Origin of the sequence: Nonomuraea sp. NEAU-A123, assembly GCF_018603905.1 — a bacterium.
Taxonomy (GTDB): domain Bacteria; phylum Actinomycetota; class Actinomycetes; order Streptosporangiales; family Streptosporangiaceae; genus Nonomuraea.
Genome location: NZ_JAHFZZ010000005.1, coordinates 540,927 through 565,347, shown reverse-complemented (window position 1 = coordinate 565,347; position 24,421 = coordinate 540,927). Strand labels below are relative to the sequence as shown.

Below are 24,421 nucleotides of genomic sequence, written 5' to 3'. Positions count from 1 at the left end.
CCTGCCCATACGGAAAGGAACTGGTAAGGCAATGGAAACTGGTATAGGACGCCGAGCGTTTCTGACGGCCGGCGCCGCCGCTGTCGGCGTCGCCCTGCTGCCCAAGCCCTTTGCTGTGGCGGCTGCCGGCGACGGCAAAAAAGGCGTGATGCTGATCAACCGGATCGGGCCGTCGTCGTCGAATCTGTACATCTCCACCATCGATGGTTCGAACGAGCGCCCGCTGCTGGGAAACGCGGGGTTCGACTACCACGCCAGCCTCGCCGCCGACGGCAGGTCAGTGCTCTTCACATCAGAACGGAATGGCGACGGCAATTCCAGCATCTACCGGGCCCGAATCGACGGAACAGGCATCCAGCCCTTAGTGGTCGGCCCGGCAATGGACGACTCCGCCGTCCTGTCACCGGACGGAACCAGACTGGCCTTCGTCTCCACCCGCGGCGACCACAGAGCCCACATCTGGGTGCTCGACCTGCGCACCAACAAGCTCAAAAACCTGACCGACAGTTCGGTGGTCGCCGGCGACCTGGACGGCCCCGACTGCCACTTCCGCCCTTCCTGGTCGCCAGACGGCCGGTGGATCGCCTTCTCCAGCGACCGCAACACGCAATGGCGGGGGCACAACGAAGGCCGCGGCTGGGAGCACACGCAGGAGCTCAGCATCTACGTCATCCGGCCCGACGGCACCGGCTTCCGCCAGATCGCCTCCAAGGAGGGCTACTGCCTCGGCTCGCCGAAGTGGTCACCGGACGGCCGCCGGATCGTCTTCTACGAGATCACCACCGAGGGAACCTGGGGCGCCCACCGCCCCGAGTACATCGGCAGGGTCGAATCCCAGATCGTCTCGGTCGACGTCACGACCGGCGAGCGCATCGAGCACACCTCCGGCCCGAATCTGAAGGTCTCGCCCCAGTTCGTGAACGCCACCGAGATCGGTTATCTCATCAAGGGCGGAGCCGACGAAGGCCTGGCCTACACCTCGGGCACGCTGCCGGCCGTCAAGCGGGCGCTGCGCTCGCCGGTCTGGTCGCCGGACGGGACGTCGGTGATCTACCAGAAGTTCGGCTACGCGGTGCGCCCGCTCGACAAGCCGCTCTACAGCTGGGACTCGGACTGGGAGTATCGCTTCTGCGACGTGTTCCCCGTCCTGTCCCGGCAGGGCCGCCTCGCGATCACGGACAAGCAGCTCGGCACGTCCTCGATCGTCACCATGCGCCCGGACGGCTCGGACTGGCGCGTCGTCTTCGACACCGCCGGAAAGGGCCTCGACCCGGCGCTGGTGGCCAGGGGCATGGCCGGCGCGTTCCGCCCCGCGTGGTCACCGGACGGCGCATGGATCGCGTTCGGCCTGGGCGGCTGGTTCCAGGAGCGCGCGGTGAGCACGGCCGTGGTGGCGCGGGTGCGCAGCGACGGCTCGGCCTGGGAGGCGCTGACGGACGGCACGACCAACGCCGGCTTCCCGAGCTATTCGGCCGCCGGCGACGAGATCGTCTATCGCGTGTGGGGTGCGGAGAACAAGGGCCTGCGCATCCTCAACCTCACCACCGGGGTGACCCGCGTCCTCACCGGCGAGTACGACAACCTGCCCGACTGGTCCCCGGACGGCAAACTCATCCTCTTCACCCGCAAAACGAGCGCCACCAACTTCGACGTGTGCACCATCCGTCCCGACGGAACCAACCTCCGCCGCCTCACCAGCAGCGGCTCGAACGACGGCCACGCCGTCTGGAACGACGACGGGCGCATCCTGTACAACAGCGGCATGTACGGCTTCCGGCAAGAAGCAGCGTTGTACGACAACACCTTCCAGCCGTACGGCCAGATTTTCATCATGAACGCGGACGGCTCCGACAAGAGACTGCTGACCGACAGCCAGTGGGAGGATTCCATGCCCCTCTACCTCCCGCGGAGCGTCCTTTCCCAGTGACGCGAGATGGCCTCCTTGTTCTCCTTCGTGACGCGAGACGAAGGAGAACAAGGAGGCCATCGGCATGCCCGGCACGTGCCGGCATCGAGACCGGCCGTGCCGCCGCCGTCGGCATCTCCACGAGGCCCAGAGCTCGGAGCCTTTGCCGCACGAGCTGACGCCTACAGGGCATTGACGGGCCACGCTCGCGCGGTTACGGTCGGGACCGTAATCGAGCACAAACGAACACACCGTGGAGGTGGCGCTGTGCAGATTCCCGAGGAGGGCCCCTTAGCGTGGCGGATCCGGCCGCACGCTCAACGGCGGCCTGCCCGCAGGAGAGGCGGAGTCGCGTGAGGCGCGCCCTGCGCGGGGCGGTGGCGGCGGCGTTCCTCGTGACGCTGCTCGCGGCGCCGTTCGCGCCGGCCTCCGCGGCCGACCTGCGGATCGCCAACGGAGGCTTCGACGATGGACTCACCGGCTGGAGCGGCTCGCACAGCCCCGGCGGTGTCGACGCCGTGGCCTGGGACGGCCGCACCACCGCGCGCGTCACCGACACCGACCCGGCCGCCGCCTACGGCAGGGAGAGCCTGCCCGGCCTGCCCGCCGCGGCGGGGACGCGCTACACCCTGAACGCCGTCGTCTGGGCCGACAGCGGCACCGCGCAGCTGTACCTGCGCTTCAGGGACGCCTCCGGCAAGCTCCTGTCGAGCGGCGCGAACGCGTCGGTGACGGGCCGGCGCTGGAACCGCGTCACGGCCTCGGGAGTCGCGCCCACCGGCACGGCCACGGTCTCGGCCCTCATCTACTCGGGGGTGGCCGACGTGGGCACCGCCTACTGGGACGAGGTGCTGATCACGAAGGACGTGACCGACCTGGGCGTGCAGATCGAGAGCAGTGTGCCCAACGCCACCACGTTCGCGGGCGGAAGCGCGTACGCCCTCTACACCGGCACCGCCGACGCCAACCCGCAGCTCGCCGTGATCGACGTGGCCACCGAGAAGGTGACCCGGAAGATCACCATTCCCGACTCGGCGGACGCGCCCACCGTCGGCGGCTGGGCGGCGGCCACGGCCACCGACGGCAGCGTCTACCTCGGCACCTATCCCAACTCCAAGCTCTACCGGCACGTCCCCGGCACGTCCACGGTCACCGACCTCGGGCGGGCGGAAGGCGGTTACTCGTTCATCTGGGACCTGGAGCCGGGAGCGGGCGGGAAGGTGTACGGCGGCACGTACAACGACGGCCGCTACTTCAAGTACGACAACGGCGCCTTCACCACGATCGGCAGCGTGCCCATCGTGACCGGCGCCCAGTACGTGCGCAGCATCGCCCACGACCCGGCCGCCAACGCCACGTACCTGGGCACCGGCACGAACGCCGCCCTGGTCAGGTTCGACAACGTCACGGGGCGGGTGGACAGCCTGCTTCCGGCGGCCTACGCGCACAACTCCATGGTGGGCGGACTCACCTGGACGGGAGGCAGGCTGTTCGCCTGGATCGACCGCACACTGCTCGTCCTGCGCGTCGTCCGCAACACCGACGGCTCGTACGCCGCCACCACCGACGCCGCGATCGACGACGTGGACCTGCACCACTCGCCGGCCCGCGACGGCAAGGTGTGGTTCGTCAAGGACGGCCTGCTGCACTCCTACGACGTGGGCACCGGATCGGTGCAGGCGACCTCCGTCCGGCCCGGACTCGACGTCACCGGCTACACCTGGGCCGACGGCACCCTGGTCGGCCTCGGCGCGGCCTCGGACGGCACCAGGATCTTCAAGTACGACACCGCGAGCGGCGACTGGACCAGCAGAGTCGTCGCCGGCACCCCCGTCCTGCCCGCCGCGATCAACGCGCTCGGCGCGGGGCCCGACGGCCGCATCTACACCGGCGGCTACCTGACCGGCGGCACCGGGATCTACGACCCGCTGCGGGGCGACGGCGACGACGGCCGGCCGGACACGAAGACCCTCAACGGGCTCAGCCAGACCGACAGCCTGCTGGCGCACAACGGCCTGCTCTATATCGGCGCCTACCCCTCGGCCAAGCTCTACAGCTACAACCCCGCGGGTCCCTGGCCGCCCACGCTCAGGTACACCGGCGGCGAGGCGGGCGACAAAGCCGACGACTGCGAGCCGGGCAAGGGACCGCCGCCGCAGGACCGGCCGTACGCGCTGGCCGGTGGGCCGGACGGCACCGTCTACATGGGCACGGTGCCGAAGTACGGCAAGCGCAGCGGCGCCCTGACCATATGGAAGGAGGGCACGGCCGGGCGGACGCTCTGCGTGGTGCCGGACCAGTCCGTCGTCTCGCTGGCCTACGCGGGAGGAAAGGTGTTCGGCGGCACCTCCACACGCGGCGCCCTGGGCGTCGACCCCGTCTACGCGCCGGGGGCCTCGGCCACGCTGTTCTCCTTCGACCCGGCCACCGGTGCCGTGCGCCCGTATCCGCTCCCGTTGACGGCGCCCAAGGCCGTCACGGCCCTCACCGAGGTGGACGGCGACCTCTGGGGCCTGGCGGGCGGCTCGCTGTTCACTCTCGATCCTGCACACCCCGAGGCGATCACGGCGACGCGGCTGTTCCCCGACCCCGACTACGACGCCAAGTCCAGCTTGGCCTGGCGTGACGGGGATCTGCTGACCGTGGCCCAGGATCCCGGCCACGTGTACGGCACGGCCGGCGACCAGATCTTCAAGATCGACAAGTCGACCAAGGCACTGACCGTGCTGCTGACGGTCTCCGGGGCGGAAGGGCTGACGTCCGACGGCTTCGGCAACCTGTACTACAAGATCAATGAGCGGCTGTACCGGCTCGCCATCCACTAGCCCTGAACATTTCGGCCTGAACCGATATCCCGCAAGGAAGCATGCCCGTGCGAAGAATGATCAGCGCGTTACTCACGATCCTGACGGGAGCGGTGCTCGCGGTAATCACCGTCCCCGCGCTCCCCGCACAGGCGGGAATCTGGCACGAATACCCGACCACGTGGAACACGACCTGCAGCGACACCCGCGTCTACAACGGCACCGCCTACCAGGTGTGCCTCGAGTTCAACGGCAACCGCACCCAGGTCCGCGCCGTCGCCTTCATCAATCCGGGCGCGTACACCAATTTCCAGGTCAACCTGCGGCTCTGGTTCGGCGGGGACGGCCCGGACATCGCCGACTCGTGCCCGACGATGACCACGAACGCCAGCAGGGCCTGCTACACCGCGTTCACCGACCTCAGGCGCCCTTACGTCGTCACCGAGGCCAAGTTCGGCATCGCGGGGACGTGGCAGCTCCCGGTCCGGGCCCTGGACATGAGGCTCTCCGCCAAGCAGCAGGAGCGCCAGAACTGGTGCGGCCCGGGCGCCGTGCAGACCACGCTCGCCACCATCGGCATCTCGGCACCGCCGCAGTCGGAGCTGGCCGACAAGCTGCAGACGGACGAGACGCTGTTCGGTGCCACCATGCCGGGCAGGATCCCCGCCGTCATCAACTCCTACATCCCGGCCTCCGACTGGCAGTACAAATGGGAGGAGATAGCGGTATCCAACGGCCAGATGTATGAGGCGGGCATCAGCCGGATCGTCACCTCCCTGTCGCGCGGCAGACCGGTGATGGTCCTCGTGATCCCCGGCAAACTGCCGTGGTGGAACAGCTCTACGCCCACCCTCCGGCACTATGTGACCATCACCGGTTACGGCGGTGTGGTCCACGCCGACGGCTCCGTTCATCCCACGACGTTCAAGGTCGCCGACCCGGCGGACGCCAGCGAGCACTCCATCGACGTGGACAAGCTCCTGCTGGACAATGCCAACCTCGCGTGGAACGGGATCGACTCCGCCGTCATCGTGCGAACCTGACCTCCGGCTGGAACACGAACGGACGGGGCGGCCCTTACGCGGGCCGCCCCGTCCGCTGGTCAGGCGATCGCCGGTTCGCCGGAGCGGCGCGGCGCGCTCGCCGGAGCCTCGTCGAGCGGCTGCGGCGGAGCGTTGAGCACCGCCTCGTCGATCCGGCCCTCGCCGCGGGCCACGAGGACCGGCACCACGATCTGTCCCGCGACGTTGGTCGCGGTGCGGATCATGTCGAGGATCGGGTCGATGGCCAGCAGCAGGCCGACGCCCTCCAGCGGCAGGCCCAGCGTGCTCAGCGTCAGCGTGAGCATGACGATCGCACCGGTCAGACCGGCCGTCGCGGCCGAGCCGACGACGGAGACGAACGCGATGAGCAGGTACTCGCCGACGCCCAGCGGGACGTTGAACACCTGCGCCACGAAGATCGCCGCCAGCGCCGGGTAGATCGAGGCGCAGCCGTCCATCTTGGTGGTCGCACCGAACGGCACGGCGAAGGAGGCGTAGTCGCGGTCGACGCCCAGACGCTCGATCGTGACCTTCTGCGTCAGCGGCAGCGTGCCGACCGAGGAGCGCGAGACGAAGGCCAGCTCGATCGCGGGCCATGCGTTGCGGAAGAACGTGATCGGGTTGACCTTGCCGACCAGCGAGAGCAGCGTCGGGTAGACGACCAGCAGGACGATGAAGCAGCCGACGTAGACGCCGAGGCCGAACTTGGCCAGCGGCGCGAGCAGGTCCCATCCGTACGTGGCGACCGACTTGCCGATCAGGCCGGCGGTCCCGATGGGCGCCAGGCGGATGACCCACCACAGCGCCTTCTGGACCAGTTCGAGGATCGAGCGGCTGAAGGTGAGGAACGGCTCGGCCTTCTCGCCGATCGCGATGGCCGCCGCGCCGAGGACGATCCCCAGGAAGACGATCTGGAGGACGTTGAGCTCGGTGAAGGCCGTGACGATGTTCGTCGGGATGATGCCGGTGATGAAGTCGACCCACGATCCGACGTGCTCGGGCGCCTTCGCGCCCGCCGTGCTCAGGGTGACGCCCTGACCGGGGTTGATGATCAGGCCGAGGCCGATGCCGACGATGACGGCGATCAACCCGGTGGCCAGGAACCAGAACAGCGTCTTGCCCGCCAGCCGGGCCGCGCCGTTGACGTTGCGGAGGTTGGCGACGCTGACCACCACGGCGGTGAACACCAGCGGCGGCACTGCCAGCTTGAGCAACTGGACGAAGGTTGATCCGACTTGGGTCAGGGTGGTGGCCAGCCAGGCGAGGTCCCAGACGCGGGCGGCGAAGCCGAGGGCCACTCCCACGACCAGGCCCAGCAGCAACTGCAGGGAGAAAGAGAATCTCTTCACGATGAGGAAGGCTCCGAAAAACGGCATGCCTGAGAGGGCATGCGAAAAGGGGGTGATAAGGGGTCGGGATCGAGCGCTACGTCAGAGCGCGATCAGCGACAGAGGGAGCCGGTCACACGGCAGAGATCGATGTGCAGCCGCTCAACAAGCCACACCGACAGGACAGAGAACCTCACAAGGTGTGTAAGTCGCATGAATGGTGCAGCATTCCGATCATTAGAGTGATCTACTTCACAAATTTCGATGTTTCCGATCGGGAGTGGGGGTCATTGCGGCCGAGGGCTGTGACCTGGGTAGCCGACGGTGCGGCGGCCCCGGAGGACGGCACGCGGGCGCTGCGCTTCGGCACGCTCGTGCTCTACGGTCTGCTGAGCGACTACTGACCGAAAGGACCCTTTGCGGATGGAACACCAGTACGCCACCGGCGACGGCCTGCGCGCAGGCGCAGCGGGACGCACCCGGTGAGCGGCGGCGAGGAACTGACCGAGCGCGTGCACGCCCTGTTGGCGGCGCCCCGGCCCTGGTCCATCACCCAGGTCGGCGACCCCGTGCTACGCCGCACGACCGAGCCGTACGACGGCCAGCTCTCCGACGGCCTGCTGCGCGAGCTGCTCGATGCGATGTTCCGGCACCTGCCGGGCGTCGGGGTAGGGCTCGCCGCGCCGCAGATCGGCATCCCGCTGGCACTGGCCGTCATCGAGGACCCCGCCGACGTGCCGCCGGAGATCGCCGCGGCGCGGGAGCGCGTGCCCCAGCCGCCGCTGGAACTCGTCAACCCCGTCGTCACTCCCCTGGAGCCCCGGTACCACGCGTACTACGAGGGGTGTCTGAGCGTCGAAGGGCTCACCGCCGTCGTCCCCCGCCACGCGCGGGTCCGGCTGTCGGCCCTCGACGGTGGCGGGCGCGCGTACGACGTAGAGCTGTCCGGATGGCCGGCGCGGATCGCCCAGCACGAGACCGACCACCTGAACGGCGTCCTGTACCTCGATCGGGCCGAGCCGCGCTCGCTGTCGACCGTCGGCAACTACGAGCGCTTCTGGACTCCGGCGCAGGCCGAGCGCTCCCCGGGCTGACGGCCTGGGTGGCGAATCCGCCGGCGGCGCACACCACGAGCACGCACCGCCCGGTGACGCCGAAACGGGGCGTCTCCGGGCGGGTCCTGGATCGTTACCTCTTCGGGCGGAAGTAATGCCCGACCATGTAGGCGGTGACCTGACCGCCGATCTTCGCGCCCTGGACGTCGGCCGTGCGGGTATGGATGCCGCCCCAGACGCGGGCGTTGACGACCTCGGCGAGCGCCTGCGAGAAGCCGCCGAAGTGCCGGGTGGTGCCCGAGTCGGCGCTGTATCCGCTGAAGGAGATGTCGTCCCGGCCGAAGAAGTACGCCAACGCCGACATGCTCGCGGCGGTGAAACAGGCGTGTCCGGACGTGAAGTCGGGGTGCGGCGGCGTAACGAGCAACGGCAGCCAACCGGGGTCGGCCACCGTATCCGGGTTACCGTCGGTGTCGGCCAGTTGGATCGCGGTGACCGGCCGCCAGAAGCTCCACGCCGCCTTCTCGTTGAAGCAGGCGATCGTGGCATCGGCTTCGGCCAGATCCACCATCGCGAACATCCGCGCCGTCTGGAGCGGGTTCAGTCGCTGCGTCGTCGCAAGCTGGCGCTTGATCTCCCATTCGACCAGATGCCGGTCATGCCACCAGATCGCGGCTTGCGTCTGGTCGGCCGTTCTGAGTGTGCTGGTTGCCGAGCCGACCGTCTTGACCTCGTTGAAGTCCCGGGCGTACCGGCGGCTGGTGAGCGATGGCGGGCCGGACGTGCGGAACATGGACGCGCTGGGGAGGAGGAACGGTTTGACGTGACCGACCCATGCTCCGTCGGAGGCGAAGGCGGGAGGCGTGGGCCGCCACTGACCGGGCTGGGTGCCGACGGTCCAGGTCTGGCTGCCGAACGCCCCGTCGTTCTCCCGCGCGGCGATCATCGCATCGGCCGCCTGCGTGCCCACGGTGATCCCGCGCCGCTTCGCGGCGCCATCGGGAATCGCGGCCAGCGACTCGTCGTACTGCGCCGTCAACCTCTCCCGCTGAGCCGGGAACAGCGCGTCCAGCACGCGGAAGGCCGCGGTCGCGACGGCCGCGTTCGTCGACTCGGCGCCGTTGGCGGCCGGTGCGATCAGGTAGGGCTGGTAGGGAGTGCCGGCGATCGCGTTCACCGCGTCGTAAATGGCTCCGTGCACCATCGCGAAGCTGCGCGCCTGGACTTGCGGCTGCTGACCGGCGATGTCCCAGATCGCTGTCTGGGCGTTGCTGTCCCAGACAATGACGGCATTGGCGGGGATGCGGGAATCCGCGGCGTACGCGAATGACGGGCCGAGTCCGACCGGCGACCCGGCGGCGATGACCAGGGCGACGGCTAACCAAACGACCTTGCGTCGTAGGCATGATTTCAGCACTGAAGCAAACTACTATGTCGGCCGCGGCCGCTACAGTGGCCGAGCGGTCGAAAGGTCGATAACGACGTAGCCGAAAACAGCCCCCGCCGATACAAGAACCGAGCGCGGCCATCTGGGCATTGACCGGGCGAAAAACGCGATTCATAGTCACGATATCCGGTTCGATCAGTGAGGACGGTGAGAAAGTCGTGCGACTGCTGCGTCATGTGGCTGCCCGCCTTGTCGGCAAGGTTCGAGTCAGCGGCCGATACATCTACTGGCCCTACCACCACGGCAAATAAAAGCCCCCCGCCAGTTGGACACAGCACGCCCACCAGGGCCTCGCGGCCACTGGCTGCTGGGTAACGTCCTCGAGTACGACAAGGACCGCATCTCTTTTCTACGCCGCCACCATCGTGACTACGGCGACGTGTTCTCCTTCGACGACCGGGTCGTCTTCACCATCGACCCGCGGCTCACCCACCAGGTTCTGACCGCCACCAACCACGACTACGTCACGGAACTGGCGCCGTTCGCCGGCTCGTCGGCGCTGCACGCGGCCGGCGAGATGATCGGCCCGTGGATGCGGGCGCGCCGCGTGGTGCGCCCCGCCCTCGGCGATGCCGCGGCCTCGGGCCTGGACGGCCGGATCGTCGCGATTCTGGACGCCGTGCTCGACCGGACGGCGGGCCGGGACGTCGACGTGCTGCCGGTGATGCTCGACTTCGCCGGGCAGGCCGTGGCCGAACTCTGCCTCGGCGAGGACGCGGCGGGCATCCCCGAGTTGCTCGCGGCCAACCACGCGGCGCTGCTGCCGTTCGAGGACGCCGACTACCAGCTCCCCGCGTGGGTTCCGTCGCCACGCAACCGTCGATTCGTCCGTGTCCACCGCCGCACGGTGGAGACGCTGACCCGGCTGGTCTCCGCCAGACGCGCCGAGCCCACCCGGCGACCACACCGCGACCTGCTCGACGTACTGCTCAGCGCGCATCCGGCGATGACCGACAAGTCGGTGACCTCCACGTTGTGGAGCGTCCTGGTCGGCGGGCACGGCATTCCCGCCGCGGCGTTGACCTCCATCGTCCGCGAACTCGCGATCCGCCCGCGCCTGGCCTCCGACCTCGCGGCCGAGGCCGGCCCACCGGCCGGGACCGAGCCGTACGCGCGGCTTCCGCTGGCCGAGGCCGTGGTCAAGGAGACCCTCCGGCTGTCTCCTCCGGCCTGGATGATGACGCGGGTCGCGTGCACCGCCGTCACGCTCGGCGAGTGGCGGTTACGGCCGGGAGACGAGGTGCTGTGCACCCCGTACCTGATCCACCGCGACCCTCGCTGGTGGTCTCAGCCGGACGTGTTCGACCCGGCTCGATGGGAGACGGCGCGGCCGGCGCCAGGCACGTACCTGCCGTTCGGCTCCGGCTCTCGCTACTGCCTCGGCGCCGCGGTGGCGATGCGCCAGCTCACCCTCGCCACATCCCGGATCGCCCAGCGCTTTCACCTGCACGCGCCGAACGCGGTCGCCGCGGAACCCGCGTTCTGCGGGCGCCTGGCACCGGCGGGCCTGCGCGCCGAGTTCCGTTCAGTCCCGTTCGGACTTTGAATATCACCGCCGTCGGCGGGGAGTGACTGGTATGGCTGGAACCATGATCTTCTTGAGGCGGACGGTCCAAGTCGCCGCACTCACCCTTCTGACCGTCCCGATCGCCGCTGTCACCGCTCCCCCGAGGGCCTCCGCCGACGCCGGCAAGCGACCACAGGCCGATGCCGAGGCGGTGACTGCCCACAGCATGCTGGCCCGGCTGAAAGTCGCCAAGCCCCTGTCGATCCGCGGCTACAGCCACCGGCGCTTCCAGCCCCGATGGGCGCACCACAGGGGCAGGTGCGGCACCCGAGAAGTGGTCCTGGCCCGCGACGGGCGACACGTACGCAGGAACGCGGCCTGCCAACCGGTCAAGGGCGTCTGGTACAGCCCGTACGACGGCAAACGGCTGAAGAGCGAAAAGCAGGTCGACGTCGACCATGTCGTACCACTGTCGTACGCCTGGCGCTCAGGCGCCAGCAAATGGAGCCAGGCGCGGCGGCGCGCCTTCGCCAACGACCTCACCCGCCCCGAACTGGTTGTGGTCAGCCATTCCGTCAACATCGCCAAGGGCGGCCAGGGGCCGCAGAGCTGGCGTCCGCCGCGCCGCGGCTATTGGTGCCGGTATGCCACCTCTTGGATCACCGTGAAGCATCACTACCGGCTCTTCGTGACGCGGAAGGAGAAGGTGAGCTTGCTCAACATGCTCCGCACCTGTCGATGACGGTTCAACCGGCACGGCGAAAGCGCGGACCAGAAAAAAGTGACTGACATCACATGCTCCCAATGTATCTAATTAAGCCCGCAAAATGTCCAGGCACTTGTTCACGTCTTATATCCGTCGCTTTACGCGGTGAAAGCGTTGCCGCCAATGCATTCTTCAAGGGTGAAAGGGCCGCGGAAGGGCCGCGCCCAAGAACCCGAAGGAAAACAGTTATGCGTAACACGACAGCTCGCCGGCGACTGCTGGGCCTCGGCGCCGCCGCGATCGCCACCGGAGCCATCCTCGCCGGCCCAGCCGGCCCCGCCCAGGCGGCCACCTCGGATGTCGAGGTCAAGCTGACCTTGTGCGTGGTCGATCTGGTCACTCCCCGGATCGATTGCAAGGTGGACGCGCGGGTGCCGGTCACGGTGCCGGAGAACGCGCTGTTCGCCCGGAACTTCACGACGACTTTCCAGCCGTCGGGGAGCCCGCTGGAGGCCACGTACAAGGTGCGGGTCACCAGAGCCGCGGCCGGAGCGCCCGTGATCGCGCAGGCGACCCAGGTCCTCCTGCGCAACAAGGTGACCTCTCAGCAGCTCGGCACCACGGCCGGGGCACAGGTCCAGCTCCAGCCCAACCAGCTGGCCGACAACAGCACGACCGTGGTCGACACGGTCAATTTCCCTGCTGGCACTCCCAGCTCACAGGCCAATAACGCGACCGGCAACTTCAAGGTCACCTGGCACTCGAGCTGAGCATTCTCGATCCAGGCCCCGTTCCCGTTGGGGAGCGGGGCCTGTTTGCCGGGAGACTTCCAGGCGGAGACGCAAGCCACCCGGCTGCGGTCAGCCGATGCGGATCGGGAGGGTACGCGGTCCGCGGACCTGGCCCGCGGCCCAGGTCACGGCCGCCGGGTCGGCCAGGCTGAAGTCCGGGATCCGCGCCAGCCAGACCTCGAGGGCGACCCGCAGCTCCATGCGCGCCAGATGCGAGCCCACGCAGCGGTGGATGCCCAGCCCGAAGGCGACGTGCCGGTTCACCTCACGGTCGATGACGACTTCACCCGCCCGTTCGAACTGCGCGGGATCGCGATTGGCCGCCGGGAACGACAGCAGGATCCAGTCGTCGGCCTTCATGTCGCCACCGCGCCAATGCATGTCCTCCTTGACCAGCCGCGCCATCGTGACCGGGGCGTAGGCCCGGAGGAACTCCTCCATCGCGGTCGGCAGCAGTTCAGGCTCGGCGACCAGGCGCGCCCGGTCTGCGGGGGTCTTGGCCAGGTGCCACAGCGACGCGCCGATCGCGCTCCACGTCGTGTCGATGCCGGCGATGAGCAGCAGCGCCATCGTGCCCGCCACGTGGGACGGATCCAGCTTGTGGCCACCGAGCTCGGCGTTGATCAGATAGGTGGTGAGGTCGTCACGCGGGTGGTCGATGTGGTCGCGGATCTGCGTGAGCAGGTAGTCGAACAATTTCTGCGCCCGAGCGAGCCGTTCCTCCGGCGGCAGATTGACCCCTTCGAGCGCGTTCTCGATGAACACCCGGAAACGCGCCCCGTCCTCGGGCGGAAAGCCGAGCATCTCAGCGATGACCCGCATCGGAATGTGCTGGGCATAGTCACGGGCGGCGTCGACGACGTCCTGCCCCTCCAGCTCGTCGATCAGCGTGTGGCAGAACGCCCTGGTGGCCGCCTCCCGCTTGGCGACCGCGGACTTGGTGAACGCCGGCAGCAGCAACTTGCGCGCGTGGTGGTGGAAGGGCGGATCTGAGGAGATCGGCGGCGAAGCCCCCACGGGCGCCATCTCGGGGGGCGGCCGGAAGTTGCTCATGATGATCGCCCGGGACGAGAAGTGCTCGGTGTCGTAGGCGATGGCCGCGACGTCCTCGTAGCGGGTCGGCAGCCACCCGCCGCCGAACCGCTCGGTGTGCGCGATCGGGCAGCGCTCGCGCAGCTCGTCCTGGATGGGGTACGGGTCGGCCGCCCATTCAGGCTCAGCGTGGGAGAAGTCGGTCGCCCAGTCCGAGACCGGGCCGGTGATGATCTCGTTGCGGGCACCGTGGGACCGCTCTTCCAGCGTCTCCCGGTAGTCCTGGCCGAAGCGGTCGTCGACGGTCATGCGAGCCTCCTAGAGGATCTCGATCGCTCGTTCGGGACAGTTGGACACCGCCAGGCCCGCCGCGCGCTCCTTGTCCGGCGGCACGACGCCTTCGCCGACGACCTGCCCGTAGCCCTCGTCGTCCTCGCCGAACAGGTCGGGGGCGAGGTCGTAGCAGCGACCGTGCCCCTGGCATCGCTCGGAGCTGATCCGCACTTTCACTGTGGTGCTCCCCTTCGTGCTGTGCTCTCGGTGGGCGCGAGAGCAGCGACGACACGGGTGAGCAACGCGGTCCACTCCTCGTCGTTCACCGCGTGCAGATCCGGGCTGATGAGCGCGCTGCCCATCGCGATCAGGAGGCAGAAGTGGGCGAGCGCGTCGGGCGACAGCGCCGGGTCGAGCTCGCCGCTACTCTCGCCGACGCCCACGAGCCCCGCGAGCCAGTCAGCGCGCTCGCCTACGTAGTCCCGCATCGGCCGGGCGACCTCCTCGTCACGGCGGGCCGCGACCAACGCCTCGACGATGAGATAACCGCAGGCCTCGCGACGGCGAGGCAGCCGACGTCCGACGACGACGAGCAACTCCGCGATCGACCGGTCGGGATCGGCGGCGAACAGATCCGCCATCAAACGAGGCCCGTGCGCGCGCAGCGCGGCCACCATCAGCTCGGCCTTCGAGCCGAAGTGCGCATACAACGCGCCGTTGCTCACTCCCGCGGCCGCGGCGATGTCGGCTACGCGCGTACCTTCGTACCCGCGTTCGGCGAACACCTCGGCGGCGGCTTGCAGCAGCCGTACCCGCGTCTCAGCGGCGGTGACGCCAGCTATACGCCCCATGAATGAATTAAAAGACCATTCATTTGATTCGTCAACGGCCCGGCAGACGCTGTCTGGATGTCTGTCTGACGCGCTTGCAGATGTCAGCACGGGACAGGAGATGTCAGCGGACTTGGCAGTAGGCCATCGGGGACGTCAGTAGGCGCGTGTACGGCAGGAGGCTCAACCGGGATGGTGATGCTCCCGCTACGGCGGTTGGCGCTGGTGACCGCTCCTGCGCCCGGCGAGTCGTTCGCGTCCTGGGTAGATCGGTTGGCGGTTCGGAACGGATGCCCACCGTGGACGATCGTTGAGTCGCTGGGACTCGACATGCGGGCGGTATCTGGGGATGTCCGCACGCTGGCGTACGGCATAGTTGCGCCCCTGGAGCTCCGTGAGGCGATCAAGGCTGCCACTGGAGTGGGTGCCGAGATGGTGCGCGCTATGCACCTGGAGGTGTTCAACGGCTCGGCCTTGGACCTGGCAGGCGTCCGCGCAGGAGACAAAGAGTCCGTCCGCCGTGCAGAAGCTCGTGCCTGGGTGCAGTTCTTCGGCAGCCGGGCATGTCCGAAGTGCCTGGTCACTTCAGGGGGAGCATGGCAGATGTGGTGGAAGCTGGGCTGGGCCGCAGTCTGCCCCATCCATCGGATGCTGCTCGTGGATCACTGCCCACAGTGCCGTGTCAGCCGGCCACGTGGCCTGTCACGCACACAGTTACCCGAGGTGTTGCGATGTGGCGCAATCCTGAGCGGGACTGTCTGTGATCAGCCGATCGCGAAGATCAGAACGATGGCGGCGAGCAACGAGCTCGCCGAGCGGCAACACCTGATGTTGGAGGTTGCGATGCGCCGCCGCCCTGCACTGATCGCGGCCCTACGATCGCCATGCGGTGGCTGGCGTCGGAACATGGAGGCCGCCGCCGACCTGCTGGCGCTGTCCTTCCACCGTACGCATGGGCTTGACGTGCGGGTGACCCGCTGTTCCAACAACTACGGGCACCACCATTACCCCGAGAAAATCATCCCACTTTTCATCACGAACCTCCCGGACGGGCTCCCCGTGCCCCTGTACGGGACGGGCGGCAACATACGCGACGGGCTGCACATCGACATCCACGTGGCGGGCATCGAACTGGTGCGGCTCGGCGGGCGGCCGGGCGAGGTCTACCACATCGGCGGCGGGCGGGAGCAGACCAACAAGGAGCTGACCGGGCTGCTGCTGGAGGCGTGCGGACGCGACTGGAACATGGTCACGTACGTGGAGGACCGCAAGGCCCACGACACCCGGTACTCACTGGACCACAGCAAGATCACCGCCGAGCTGGGCTACATGCCAGGCAAGGACTTCACCACCGGCCTGGCGGAGAAAGTGTGGTACCGCGACAACCGCTTGTGGTGGGAACCATTGGCGGACCGCCACTGCTGACCCCGCCAATACGTCAGGAACGCTCAGCCCCCAGCAGAGTCAGCGATCCGGTCCGCGCCGCGCTCGTTCTCGTCCATTTCGAACACCGGCAGGTCAGCTGAAATTCAGCGAGAAAACGTTATTGGGTCAGAATGAATGATCGTCTGGCCAATATCGGGACACTGGCGCTCGATGGCCGTCTTCCGTGACGAATTCTCCTCGCATATGGTCGGCGACGGACCAGCCGACCACCTTACGCGTACACCTATCGATAATGGGCGCGCCAGTGGGGCACCCCTAGGGCCCCCTATGATTCTTCCAGGGCCCCTATGCATTCCCTAGGCCGTGTGCGCGGCTGACCGGCGATGGTACGAAAGCGTTCGTGACCAAGCGAAAAATATTATCCCTGACATCCAGCAGAATTCTCGGCGCGGTCGCGCTCACCGCGGGCCTGGCGACCACGAGCCTGGCGACCGCGGCCCCGGCGGGCGCGACACTTGCGCCGGTCTGGGACCACCTGTCCTTTCCCTACGGGTACACCGAATCCGAGAAGCAACTCAAGGAACTCAACGATGTCGCCGCGCTGAGCGGCACCCAAGCTTGGGCTGTGGGGCAGGTGCGGATGGAGGGCTGGCCGTACCCGCCGCCGGGTGTGGTCTGCCCCGACCTGTTCCGCTGGAACGGTCAGAAATGGGTGAACGACCGGCCGGATATCACCTGCCGGGGCGCGCTGACCTCGGTGTCGGCCGCCGCGGAGAACGACGTGTGGGCCACCGGTTCGACCATCGCCTACCACTGGAACGGTATGGCCTGGACCCTCACTCCGTACCCGACCGAACAGAACAACCCTTTCTACCTTGATGATGTCGCCGCGGTGGGCGGCACCGCCTTCGCGGTCGGCAGGTCCGACCAGTCGAGCGGTGAGGTTTCCACGGCGGGCGTGATCCGCTGGGACGGCACCGCCTGGCAGAAGATGAGCCTCCCGCCGTTCGCGGGCAACACCGACCTGAGCGCGGTGCATGCTCTGGCGCCGGACGACGTCTGGGCGGTCGGCACCACCAACCGCTACGGGCCGAGCGCCGACGCGCACACCCTGGTGCTGCATTGGGACGGCCATACCTGGTCCCGGCTGCCGGATCCGCCGAAGGAAGCGCTGGTCGAGACCACCCTGGACGCGGTGGCCGCGCGGCCCGGCGAGGTGTGGGCGGCCGGTCAGCGGACCACCTACGAGGCCAACGGCTTTTCGGTCAAGAAGCGCGAGGCGTTCGCCATGCGTTGGAACGGTAGCGAGTGGACGGTGACGCCGACCCCGGCGACCACCGGCTGGTACGGATCCTCCATCACCTCGCTGGCCTGGAAAGGCACCGAGGTGTGGGCCGGAGGCAGCGGGCAGGACGACGACACCGCGCGCAGCGTCGGTGTGCTGCTGCGCTGGAACGGCACCGCCTGGCAGCAGGCACCGAAACCGCCGCTGCTCGACGACTACCGGATCAAGCAGCTCGGCGCTGTACCGGGCGGCGACCTGTGGGCCACCGGCTACGGCACCCGGGAGACCGACGAGCACGCCAAGGGCCAGTTCCTGGCCCGGGTCACCGGCTGAACCTTCCTCCTTGCGATGGAGTGGGTGATGTGCGCGAGCTGACCGCTGCGCCGGACGCCCTGCCGCTACCGCGCTGTGGCGGGCTGGGGGCGATCGGCGCCGCAGGGCCTCCTTCGTCGGCCCACGGCATCGAGCACGGTCTCCCCGGACCTCGCGACGCGGAGCCAGGCCGCGCCGACGAGCGCATCGGACCTATCCCGGTACGGGAGTCGGCCCTCGGGAGACGAGTCCGGCCGCCGGGGCTTTCTGATGACCGCTAACACCGGTCCGTGGGCGGAGGGTGAGAAGCGGCGAGGTCTGGGCGTTTTGACCACTCGCGATACTTGTCACCTGCAAGCCGTTTCTGTCACCAAGGTCAACTCACCGGGCGCTCCGCTTGGTGAAGTCGGTCAGAGGCGCGGTCCCGCTCTTTCGACCGGCCCGTCTCCTCGGACCGACTTCGCCACTGGACTCAGAGGGAAGCCTGAAGAGATCAGTCCGCTGTGGTGGCCTGAGACCACACGGCCTGCCAGCGTCCCTCGCGCAGCTCATAGCAATCGGTATGCCAGCAGGTAAGGGACAGCAGGTCTCCGTGATCCGCGGAAACGTCGATCCGTGCGCGGTACCGCAGGATGGCCATCTGGTCGCTGCTGCGTACGACGATGTCCGAGACAGCCTCGAACACCTGGTAGCGAAGTTGTCCCGAAGCGATTTCGCCCAGGTACTCCGCCTTCGACAGAGCAATGCCGCGCGGAGTGATCAGCTGATAGTCATCCGCGTGCAGGACGTCCGCGGCTTCCATGTCTCCCGTGACCAGTGAACGCAGGCGCTGCCGCTCGATGTCACGCATCGCCTCGGCTTGTGGCCTCATCCCGCCTCGTTTCTCCGCCTTGTCGGCGTCCTCCGCGCCGAACGATCAAAATTCTATGGTCATGCGGCAGATCGCTGTCAGTCGCTGGAGTTGTACCGCTTTGCCGGGCAGACCGGGCCGCTCGAATGCCGCACCAAGCCCGCTCGCCCTCCTAACCGTGCATCCCGAAGGTGACAACAAGGCTTGCAAACTGCACCTGGTGACAGATAGCTCGAGCAAGGAGTGACAACTGTCGAGGGTTGAACACCCTTCCTGCCAAGCTCACGCTAACCAGCCGGTGACAACTCACGCGAGCGGTCACAAGCGTTCACCGATGGCACTTGATCTTCGACCGGGCACTGCCAACTTCGATGACGCAGCCGCTGGTACTTCGATATCCATCGAACTGACAGTGCCCAGGTCGAGGGCAGGGCTCGCTGCCATCTTCGCCGCGTCCAGACACCACTTGTCCGAGGCACTGGCAGACGTCATACGGCACGCGAGTTGTCAGTGGACTTTGCAGCAGGCCATCGGGATATCAGTAGCGAGCCTCTTATCCCGTCTCGTTGATCATGGCGTGCGCCTCCCACCTTGACCTGGTGGTACGCCAAGTCATCGAGCTCGGATGCGTGATGTCGTCAGCGTGGCGGAGACGAGGCCGGTGCCGATGAGGCGGCCATCCAGCACGTCGGGGCGGGGGGTTCGCCCCCTTGGTCCCCGCCCGGACGACCACATCGCCGCCCGCGCACCTCAAGCAGGAACCGCTACTCCTCCAGGTACCCGAGAACCCCGCACTCGGCGTCCAGGTTGACGGGGAGCGCGGTGATAAGGCCGGTGGGGTGCAGCACGAGAAATGCGCCGTTGTAGGTGTTCGCGTTGTAGGAGTAGAACCACATCGGCCCGTTGACGAAGGAGGGCGACGCGATGATCAGCGGAATCCACTCGTCAGTGAGATTCATCGGCAAAGCCGGCCAGTTCTTGATGTAGGCGAAGGCGTTCTGCCGCGACATGGGAGTACGGACTACGAGAACTCGGCCACTCGGGGTCGCACCGTCACCATGGATGATCTTCTCCTGCTCGTCCTGCATGGTCATTGCAAAATCTCCCGTTCCTGTCAGGAGCGCACACCTTGCACACCCGAACTCCGGATTGTGATATTCCCACTACCAATAGTGACAAACGATGGATTCGTCCCAGGTCACAGCAGGTGATCGGGGCGCAGCTTAGACGCGGTTTCTGTCGGGACAGTGGGATGGATTCCGGCGTTCGCCACGCGACGACGCTGTGCGACATGTTTCCCAGGTCGGCGTGCTCGGTGAGTGTCAGGACGGCCTCTTCGAAGCCCCCGAAGCCATAGCCTCAGCCCACGCACGCTAATGACACTTGATCTTCGGCCGACTACTGCCAACTTCGATGACGCGAGCACCGGTATTTCGACGCCCGTCAAAGTGACAGTTCCCAGGTCAGGAGCAGGTCCCACTGCCATCATCGCTGCGTCCAGACAATGTCTGTCTGGCGGCCTTGAAGACGACAGTGCGTCACGCAAGGTGGAAGTGGACTTGGCAGTGGGCCATCGGAGATGGCAATAGGAGCGTGTACGGCAGGAGGTTCGGCCCCGGCTGTCCGTTCTCACTGGTCCCTTCAGCGTCTCACTGTGTTGCGCGCAGATCTGGCGAATTCTCAGGCGGCGGCCTAGCTGACGGCCTGGTTCGCCTGGTTTGCACCAGTCTGGGCTGATGTGAGCGTCATCGGAGTTGGCGTTTCTCATCAATGTCTGCCGAGGCCGAGGCGATCATGACCATGCCCGTCGCACGCACATGCCGAGTTCAGGGTGTTTGCGGAAGCGTGGACGCGATTTCGGGCGTGCCGATGAGTTTTGTGCGGATCCGTGGTCGATACGGCTGACACACCGACAGCGGTGGGCCTGTGCTGGGAACGTCCCAGCGCGGGAGGAAGCACATGGAGGCAGTGATGAGCGTCGACGACTCCAAGCAGGAGCACACCATCCGGACTGGCGAGCAGGGGACGCGGGTGAGCGGTCCCAGGGTGTTGGTGGCGGGGGCGAGCATCGCGGGACCCGCGCTGGCCCACTGGTTGCGCCGGCGGGGGGCCGAGGTGACCGTGGTGGAGCGGGCTCCCGAGCTGCGTCCCGGCGGGCAGGCGGTGGACGCGCGCGGGGTCGCCAAGGAGGTCATCGGGCGCATGGGGCTGGACGCGGCGGTGCGCGCGGCGTGCACCGACACCGCCGGCGCGCACACCGTGGACGCGGACGGGCAAGTGCTGGAGACCTTCCGTGCCGACGACGACGGTGGCGACGGGTTCATCGCGGACATCGAGATCCTGCGCGGGGACCTGTCCCGATTGCTCTACGACGACACCCGGGACGGTGTCGAGTACGTCTTCGGTGACCGGATCGCCGAGCTCAGCCAGGACGCGGACGGGGTTGACGTGGTCTTCGCCGGCGGCGACCGGCGGCGCTTTGACCTGGTGATCGGGGCCGACGGGCTGCACTCGCAGTTGCGAGCGATGGTCTTCGGGCCGCGCGAGCACTTCATCCGCCATCTCGGGCTCGTGCTGGCCTTCTACAGCGTGCCCAACGAGTTCGGAGTGGACCGCTGGATGATCGACTATCAGGAGGCCGGACGGTCCGCCGGCCTGCGGCCCATCCCGGACGCCACCCGGGCGATGGCCATGTTCTCCTTCCCCGCGGCCGACTTCGACGTCGATTACCGCGACGTCGCGGCGCAGAAGCGCCTGCTGTGCGAGCGGATGGACGGTTTCGGCTGGTTGACCCAGCGCATCCTCGCGCACGTGGACGACACCCCCGACTTCTATCTGGACCAGGTCGCTCAGGTGGTGATGGACCGCTGGTCGAGCGGACGGGTGGGGCTGCTCGGGGACGCGGCGTTCAGCGCGTCGCCGATGTCCGGGGCGGGCACCGGGCTGGCCCTGGTCGGCGCCTACCTGCTGGCCGGAGAACTGGCCGCCGCCGGGTGGGACCCGGAGGCCGGGTTCGCCGGCTACGAGGCTCGGATGCGCTCGTTCGTGGAGGCCAACCAGGAGATCGGCCGGTTGCACGTACACAGCCTCGAGGTCCCGGGGCCGGACGCCGAGCCGAGCCCCGATTTCGCCAGCGAATGGTTCACCGAACTGGTCGAGCGTGCGATCAACGGCGTCGAGCTGCCCGACTACGCAGGGGTGCCGGACTCCGGGGCGTCGGCCGGACTACCGATGATCTCGTCGGCCAAGCCGTAGGTGTCACATAATGTGTCGAAAGGGACCACGCTTCGGTAGGACACCGCCGGACGACCTCCGCTCATGCCGCGTAGTGCGCGTTGGTGCGCCCGTTCGGCGGCCACGCCACCCAGCTGGATTGCTCGCCCGTCTTGTCTCAAGGCAGTTGTCTGTGCGCAGCTCGCCGACATGGCTCCCTGACACGATGGATGAGAACGGACACCGGCGGCTGGCGTTGGTGGTGGCACCGGCGTACGGCGAGTCGTTCGCGTCGTGGGTTGATCGGATGACCCTGCGGAACGGATGTACGCCGTGGACGATGGTCGAGGCGTTAGGGCTGGATGTACGCGCGTCAATGACGTCCGTTCACTGGCGTACGGCATCGTGGGCAGAGGGCCGTGAGTGGGTGCAGTTCTTCGGCAGCCGGGTATGCCCGAAGTGCCGAGCGGCTTCGGCGGGAGGGTAGCCGGTCGGGTGGAAGCTGGGCTGGGCTGCGGATTGTCCCGCGCATCGGATGCTGCTGGTGGATCTCTGCCCGAGATGCCGCGTTTCCGTGCGACGGGGCCCGGCTGGCCGGCGGCGACGCACCGTCAGCCTGCGCTGATCGCGGGCCAGGTGGTGAGTGCCGGTCAGCGGTGGAACCGGGCGGGGCCAGTGGGCCGCTTCGCGATGGCTTCGCGGACGGCGCGTCGTGGGGGTTCAGAACTCGATGAACCCGTACAGCGCGAGATGGTCTGACTTCGTACTGCCGACCGTGTGATCAATGCTCGACGGCCGCACGGCGCCCTTGACGAAGAGGTAGTCGATCTTCCTGGACCCGGCGGTTGCTTTTGCTCCATAGCCGGTCATGCCGAAACCGCCGAGTGTTGCGGAGGCGATGTTCGCGCGATTCGCGTCAATCCCGATCACACGGATCGTTGACGCGTTCATCAGGCTGGTGGCGTCCGCGCCGACGTGGATGCCGGAGTTGGCGATACCCGTGTAGCCCGCGCCCGCGCAGGCGTTCCCTCCGTTCTGTTCCGGGAGATGCATGGTCGCGGCGAAGACGGTTGTCCCCGTTTCTTTGATCGTGAACCTTGCCGCGAGGGCGCTGGTGCGCTTCCATTTGTCTTCGTTGGTGGCGGCGTCGTCGTTGTCCGGCGGCTTGTACAGCGTGCACCCGGCCCCGCCGTTATACGGTGTTCCAGGCTTCAACCAGCCCGCGCTCCAGTATTTGGAGATGTCGGCCGCCGCGAGGCTCAACGTTCTGGTGTTGTAGATGATCCCGTTGGTCTGCTTCTTCTTCAGGTCGCCGAGCGCCTGCTGGCTACAGTTGTGCGAACTGCCCCACTCTTCGGGGTCATCCCAGGCCACGAGCGCCTTGTAGATGCCCGCCGGATAGCCGAACTTGGCCCCGAGCTGGTCGGCGTATGCGGTGGCCTGTCCAGTGCCACGCACCTGTTGCACGATCAGGAGATCGGGAGCCTGCACGTCAGAGGTGCCCGTCTTGCCATTGTCGTCGACGAGCATCGACGTGAGGTGGTCCGGGCCTGAGATTCGGGTGCACGTGCCGTCGGCGTTGTTTCTCACCAGGTTCTCGATGTTGTTGTTGTAGACCCGTAAGACTCGATCCTCCGCGACTGTGGGCGCTTCGTGCGCCTGTGCGATCGAGGGTGTGGTGAGCAAAGCAGCTGTTGCGAGCGCTACCGCGCCAAGGGACCGGTAATGAAATGACATTGTCGAATGATAGTGATGATCGTCGGGCCTGTCGCGAGTCGATGATGTTGACCCGCGGACGTGGCAGCCTGAGCTGGAAGAGTGTTGGCGCACCGGTTGACGGCTGGTCCCCGCCATCAAGCGTTAGTGACGCCGGACAGCCCGCTCATAGATCGCCGAAGAACATCCGCGCCCGTGCCTGCCCACCAGTTCCTGGTCATCGGCAATGCGATCGCCTTCGTCGCGAGGGCGACGGCCGCTCGACGCTGACGTACGTACCTCTTCCGCTCACCCCTGATGAGGGCTGACTCCGGCTGTGGCCAGGCCGAGTAGTCGGCCTGCCTCGGCGGCGGGGTCCGGGTGGTGTTCCGTGGCCAGGGCGATGCCAGTGATCAGGGTGAGCAAGTCGGTGATGGTCACGCCCGGTGTCAGCGCGCCATCGTGCGCGGCGCGACGCACCAGTGGGTCGCCTGCCTCGGTGAGCTGGGCCGTGCAGCAGTGCTCATGCGCCGCGTCGGGGCCGGCCTCTCGGGTCAGTGCGATGGCCAGCCCTCGGATGGTGGCGACGTCCGCGGTGACGGCGCTCAGCCACTCCAGCAGCGCGGCCCGGCTGTCGGTCCCGCCGGTCAGGTCGCGGGCGTGGGCGCACAGGGTCTCGATCCGTTCGCGGAAGACCGCCTCCAGCAGTGCTTGGCGGCTGGGAAAGTGCCGGCGCACGGTGGCGGATCCGACTCCCGCGGTGCGGGCGATCTCCTCCAGGGACGCGTCAGCACCCTGCGCGGCGATCGCCTTCTCGGCCACGGCGAGCAGGCGTGCGTAGTTGCGCCGGGCGTCCGCACGCTGGACGGGCATGGCGTCACCTCACATTTGCTAAGTGGCGGGGTCCGCCGTATCGTACCAAAACATAAACGGCGGGGTCCGCCGTTTAATCTCAGGA

General features: G+C 67.5%; 20 protein-coding genes and 1 pseudogene. 11 read left to right on the top strand and 10 right to left on the bottom strand.

Annotation, left to right across the window (positions count from 1 at the left end):
* Nucleotides 1-31 precede the first annotated feature (31 nt).
* The 3 genes from KLK06_RS18370 (at nucleotide 32) to KLK06_RS18360 (ending at nucleotide 5,753) form a co-directional block, all read left to right on the top strand.
* The gene (locus KLK06_RS18370) at nucleotides 32-1,927 is read left to right on the top strand and encodes a DPP IV N-terminal domain-containing protein (protein WP_214636686.1); all 1,896 of its coding nucleotides are present in this window, start codon (nucleotides 32-34) and stop codon (nucleotides 1,925-1,927) included.
* 332 nt (nucleotides 1,928-2,259) lie between these two features.
* On the top strand, nucleotides 2,260-4,731 hold the full coding sequence (locus KLK06_RS18365) for a hypothetical protein (protein WP_214636685.1): 2,472 nt from the start codon (nucleotides 2,260-2,262) through the stop codon (nucleotides 4,729-4,731).
* Between the two features lie 41 nt (nucleotides 4,732-4,772).
* Nucleotides 4,773-5,753 carry a C39 family peptidase gene (locus KLK06_RS18360; protein ID WP_214636684.1) on the top strand — a complete coding sequence of 327 codons (981 nt, stop codon included), beginning with the start codon at nucleotides 4,773-4,775 and terminating at the stop codon, nucleotides 5,751-5,753.
* A 59-nt stretch (nucleotides 5,754-5,812) separates the two neighbouring features.
* Here the strand turns inward: KLK06_RS18360 and KLK06_RS18355 are convergent, their stop codons facing one another.
* The gene (locus KLK06_RS18355; protein ID WP_308168316.1) at nucleotides 5,813-7,102 is read right to left on the bottom strand and encodes a dicarboxylate/amino acid:cation symporter; all 1,290 of its coding nucleotides are present in this window, start codon (nucleotides 7,100-7,102) and stop codon (nucleotides 5,813-5,815) included.
* A 92-nt stretch (nucleotides 7,103-7,194) separates the two neighbouring features.
* Nucleotides 7,195-7,296: a putative leader peptide gene (locus KLK06_RS63090; RefSeq protein WP_374197124.1), complete on the bottom strand. Its 102-nt coding sequence runs from the start codon at nucleotides 7,294-7,296 to the stop codon at nucleotides 7,195-7,197.
* A 267-nt stretch (nucleotides 7,297-7,563) separates the two neighbouring features.
* Here KLK06_RS63090 and KLK06_RS18350 point away from each other — a divergent pair, with 267 nt between their 5' ends.
* Entirely contained in the window at nucleotides 7,564-8,175 is a 612-nt protein-coding gene (locus tag KLK06_RS18350) for a peptide deformylase (protein ID WP_214636682.1), read from the top strand.
* Between the two features lie 94 nt (nucleotides 8,176-8,269).
* On the opposite strand, the gene KLK06_RS18345 is transcribed toward KLK06_RS18350, so the two are convergent.
* A complete protein-coding gene (locus KLK06_RS18345; protein WP_214636681.1) occupies nucleotides 8,270-9,553 on the bottom strand; it encodes a vanadium-dependent haloperoxidase in 1,284 nt (427 codons plus the stop codon).
* Between the two features lie 295 nt (nucleotides 9,554-9,848).
* Between KLK06_RS18345 and KLK06_RS18340 the strand changes: the two genes are divergently transcribed.
* The 3 genes from KLK06_RS18340 (at nucleotide 9,849) to KLK06_RS18330 (ending at nucleotide 12,566) form a co-directional block, all read left to right on the top strand.
* The gene (locus KLK06_RS18340; RefSeq protein ID WP_214636680.1) at nucleotides 9,849-11,129 is read left to right on the top strand and encodes a cytochrome P450; all 1,281 of its coding nucleotides are present in this window, start codon (nucleotides 9,849-9,851) and stop codon (nucleotides 11,127-11,129) included.
* A 43-nt stretch (nucleotides 11,130-11,172) separates the two neighbouring features.
* Nucleotides 11,173-11,832: an HNH endonuclease family protein gene (locus KLK06_RS18335; RefSeq protein WP_214636679.1), complete on the top strand. Its 660-nt coding sequence runs from the start codon at nucleotides 11,173-11,175 to the stop codon at nucleotides 11,830-11,832.
* A gap of 212 nt (nucleotides 11,833-12,044) precedes the next feature.
* A complete protein-coding gene (locus KLK06_RS18330; protein WP_214636678.1) occupies nucleotides 12,045-12,566 on the top strand; it encodes a hypothetical protein in 522 nt (173 codons plus the stop codon).
* Nucleotides 12,567-12,656: 90 nt separating this feature from the next.
* On the opposite strand, the gene KLK06_RS18325 is transcribed toward KLK06_RS18330, so the two are convergent.
* The 3 genes from KLK06_RS18325 to KLK06_RS18315 are packed head-to-tail and all read right to left on the bottom strand — an operon-like array spanning nucleotide 12,657 to nucleotide 14,743.
* Nucleotides 12,657-13,928 (bottom strand): cytochrome P450, encoded by a 1,272-nt coding sequence (locus tag KLK06_RS18325; RefSeq protein WP_214636677.1) that lies wholly within the window; start codon nucleotides 13,926-13,928, stop codon nucleotides 12,657-12,659.
* Between the two features lie 9 nt (nucleotides 13,929-13,937).
* The gene (locus KLK06_RS18320) at nucleotides 13,938-14,129 is read right to left on the bottom strand and encodes a ferredoxin (RefSeq protein ID WP_214636676.1); all 192 of its coding nucleotides are present in this window, start codon (nucleotides 14,127-14,129) and stop codon (nucleotides 13,938-13,940) included.
* Nucleotides 14,126-14,743: a TetR/AcrR family transcriptional regulator gene (locus tag KLK06_RS18315; RefSeq protein ID WP_214636675.1), complete on the bottom strand. Its 618-nt coding sequence runs from the start codon at nucleotides 14,741-14,743 to the stop codon at nucleotides 14,126-14,128. Before KLK06_RS18315 ends, KLK06_RS18320 begins: the two co-directional genes overlap by 4 nt.
* Nucleotides 14,744-14,914: 171 nt before the next feature.
* Between KLK06_RS18315 and KLK06_RS63085 the strand changes: the two are divergent.
* From KLK06_RS63085 to KLK06_RS18305, 3 genes and pseudogenes are all read left to right on the top strand, one after another.
* Nucleotides 14,915-15,367 (top strand): annotated as a pseudogene (locus KLK06_RS63085) (TniQ family protein); the annotation flags it as partial.
* A gap of 261 nt (nucleotides 15,368-15,628) precedes the next feature.
* A complete protein-coding gene (locus KLK06_RS59940) occupies nucleotides 15,629-16,147 on the top strand; it encodes a GDP-mannose 4,6-dehydratase (RefSeq protein WP_250905561.1) in 519 nt (172 codons plus the stop codon).
* Nucleotides 16,148-16,508: 361 nt separating this feature from the next.
* Nucleotides 16,509-17,726, top strand: coding sequence for a hypothetical protein (locus KLK06_RS18305; protein WP_214636674.1), 1,218 nt, complete (start codon nucleotides 16,509-16,511; stop codon nucleotides 17,724-17,726).
* Nucleotides 17,727-18,198: 472 nt separating this feature from the next.
* On the opposite strand, the gene KLK06_RS18300 is transcribed toward KLK06_RS18305, so the two are convergent.
* Nucleotides 18,199-18,555, bottom strand: a complete 357-nt coding sequence (locus tag KLK06_RS18300; protein ID WP_214636673.1) for a nuclear transport factor 2 family protein — start codon at nucleotides 18,553-18,555, stop codon at nucleotides 18,199-18,201.
* A gap of 764 nt (nucleotides 18,556-19,319) precedes the next feature.
* Nucleotides 19,320-19,649: a hypothetical protein gene (locus KLK06_RS18295; protein WP_214636672.1), complete on the bottom strand. Its 330-nt coding sequence runs from the start codon at nucleotides 19,647-19,649 to the stop codon at nucleotides 19,320-19,322.
* An 877-nt stretch (nucleotides 19,650-20,526) separates the two neighbouring features.
* Here KLK06_RS18295 and KLK06_RS18290 point away from each other — a divergent pair.
* Complete coding sequence (locus KLK06_RS18290; RefSeq protein WP_214636671.1) at nucleotides 20,527-21,810, top strand: FAD-dependent monooxygenase; 1,284 nt, start codon at nucleotides 20,527-20,529, stop codon at nucleotides 21,808-21,810.
* Nucleotides 21,811-22,488: 678 nt separating this feature from the next.
* On the opposite strand, the gene KLK06_RS18285 is transcribed toward KLK06_RS18290, so the two are convergent.
* Together KLK06_RS18285 and KLK06_RS18280 are read right to left on the bottom strand one after the other, a co-directional pair.
* Complete coding sequence (locus KLK06_RS18285) at nucleotides 22,489-23,505, bottom strand: hypothetical protein (RefSeq protein WP_214636670.1); 1,017 nt, start codon at nucleotides 23,503-23,505, stop codon at nucleotides 22,489-22,491.
* Nucleotides 23,506-23,772: 267 nt separating this feature from the next.
* Nucleotides 23,773-24,336 carry a TetR/AcrR family transcriptional regulator gene (locus tag KLK06_RS18280; protein ID WP_214636669.1) on the bottom strand — a complete coding sequence of 188 codons (564 nt, stop codon included), beginning with the start codon at nucleotides 24,334-24,336 and terminating at the stop codon, nucleotides 23,773-23,775.
* Between the last annotated feature and the right edge of the window lie 85 nt (nucleotides 24,337-24,421).

What these genes read in the sequence shown, in the direction of transcription:
- KLK06_RS18370 (WP_214636686.1), top strand. Translation starts at nt 32, where the DNA reads ATGGAAACTGGTATAGGACGCCGAGCGTTTCTGACGGCCGGCGCCGCC.
- KLK06_RS18360 (WP_214636684.1), top strand. Translation starts at nt 4,773, where the DNA reads ATGCCCGTGCGAAGAATGATCAGCGCGTTACTCACGATCCTGACGGGA.
- KLK06_RS63090 (WP_374197124.1), bottom strand. Translation starts at nt 7,296, where the DNA reads ATGCGACTTACACACCTTGTGAGGTTCTCTGTCCTGTCGGTGTGGCTT.
- KLK06_RS18335 (WP_214636679.1), top strand. Translation starts at nt 11,173, where the DNA reads ATGATCTTCTTGAGGCGGACGGTCCAAGTCGCCGCACTCACCCTTCTG.
- KLK06_RS18330 (WP_214636678.1), top strand. Translation starts at nt 12,045, where the DNA reads ATGCGTAACACGACAGCTCGCCGGCGACTGCTGGGCCTCGGCGCCGCC.
- KLK06_RS18325 (WP_214636677.1), bottom strand. Translation starts at nt 13,928, where the DNA reads ATGACCGTCGACGACCGCTTCGGCCAGGACTACCGGGAGACGCTGGAA.
- KLK06_RS18315 (WP_214636675.1), bottom strand. Translation starts at nt 14,743, where the DNA reads ATGGGGCGTATAGCTGGCGTCACCGCCGCTGAGACGCGGGTACGGCTG.
- KLK06_RS59940 (WP_250905561.1), top strand. Translation starts at nt 15,629, where the DNA reads ATGGAGGCCGCCGCCGACCTGCTGGCGCTGTCCTTCCACCGTACGCAT.
- KLK06_RS18300 (WP_214636673.1), bottom strand. Translation starts at nt 18,555, where the DNA reads ATGCGTGACATCGAGCGGCAGCGCCTGCGTTCACTGGTCACGGGAGAC.
- KLK06_RS18295 (WP_214636672.1), bottom strand. Translation starts at nt 19,649, where the DNA reads ATGACCATGCAGGACGAGCAGGAGAAGATCATCCATGGTGACGGTGCG.
- KLK06_RS18290 (WP_214636671.1), top strand. Translation starts at nt 20,527, where the DNA reads ATGAGCGTCGACGACTCCAAGCAGGAGCACACCATCCGGACTGGCGAG.
- KLK06_RS18285 (WP_214636670.1), bottom strand. Translation starts at nt 23,505, where the DNA reads ATGTCATTTCATTACCGGTCCCTTGGCGCGGTAGCGCTCGCAACAGCT.
- KLK06_RS18280 (WP_214636669.1), bottom strand. Translation starts at nt 24,336, where the DNA reads ATGCCCGTCCAGCGTGCGGACGCCCGGCGCAACTACGCACGCCTGCTC.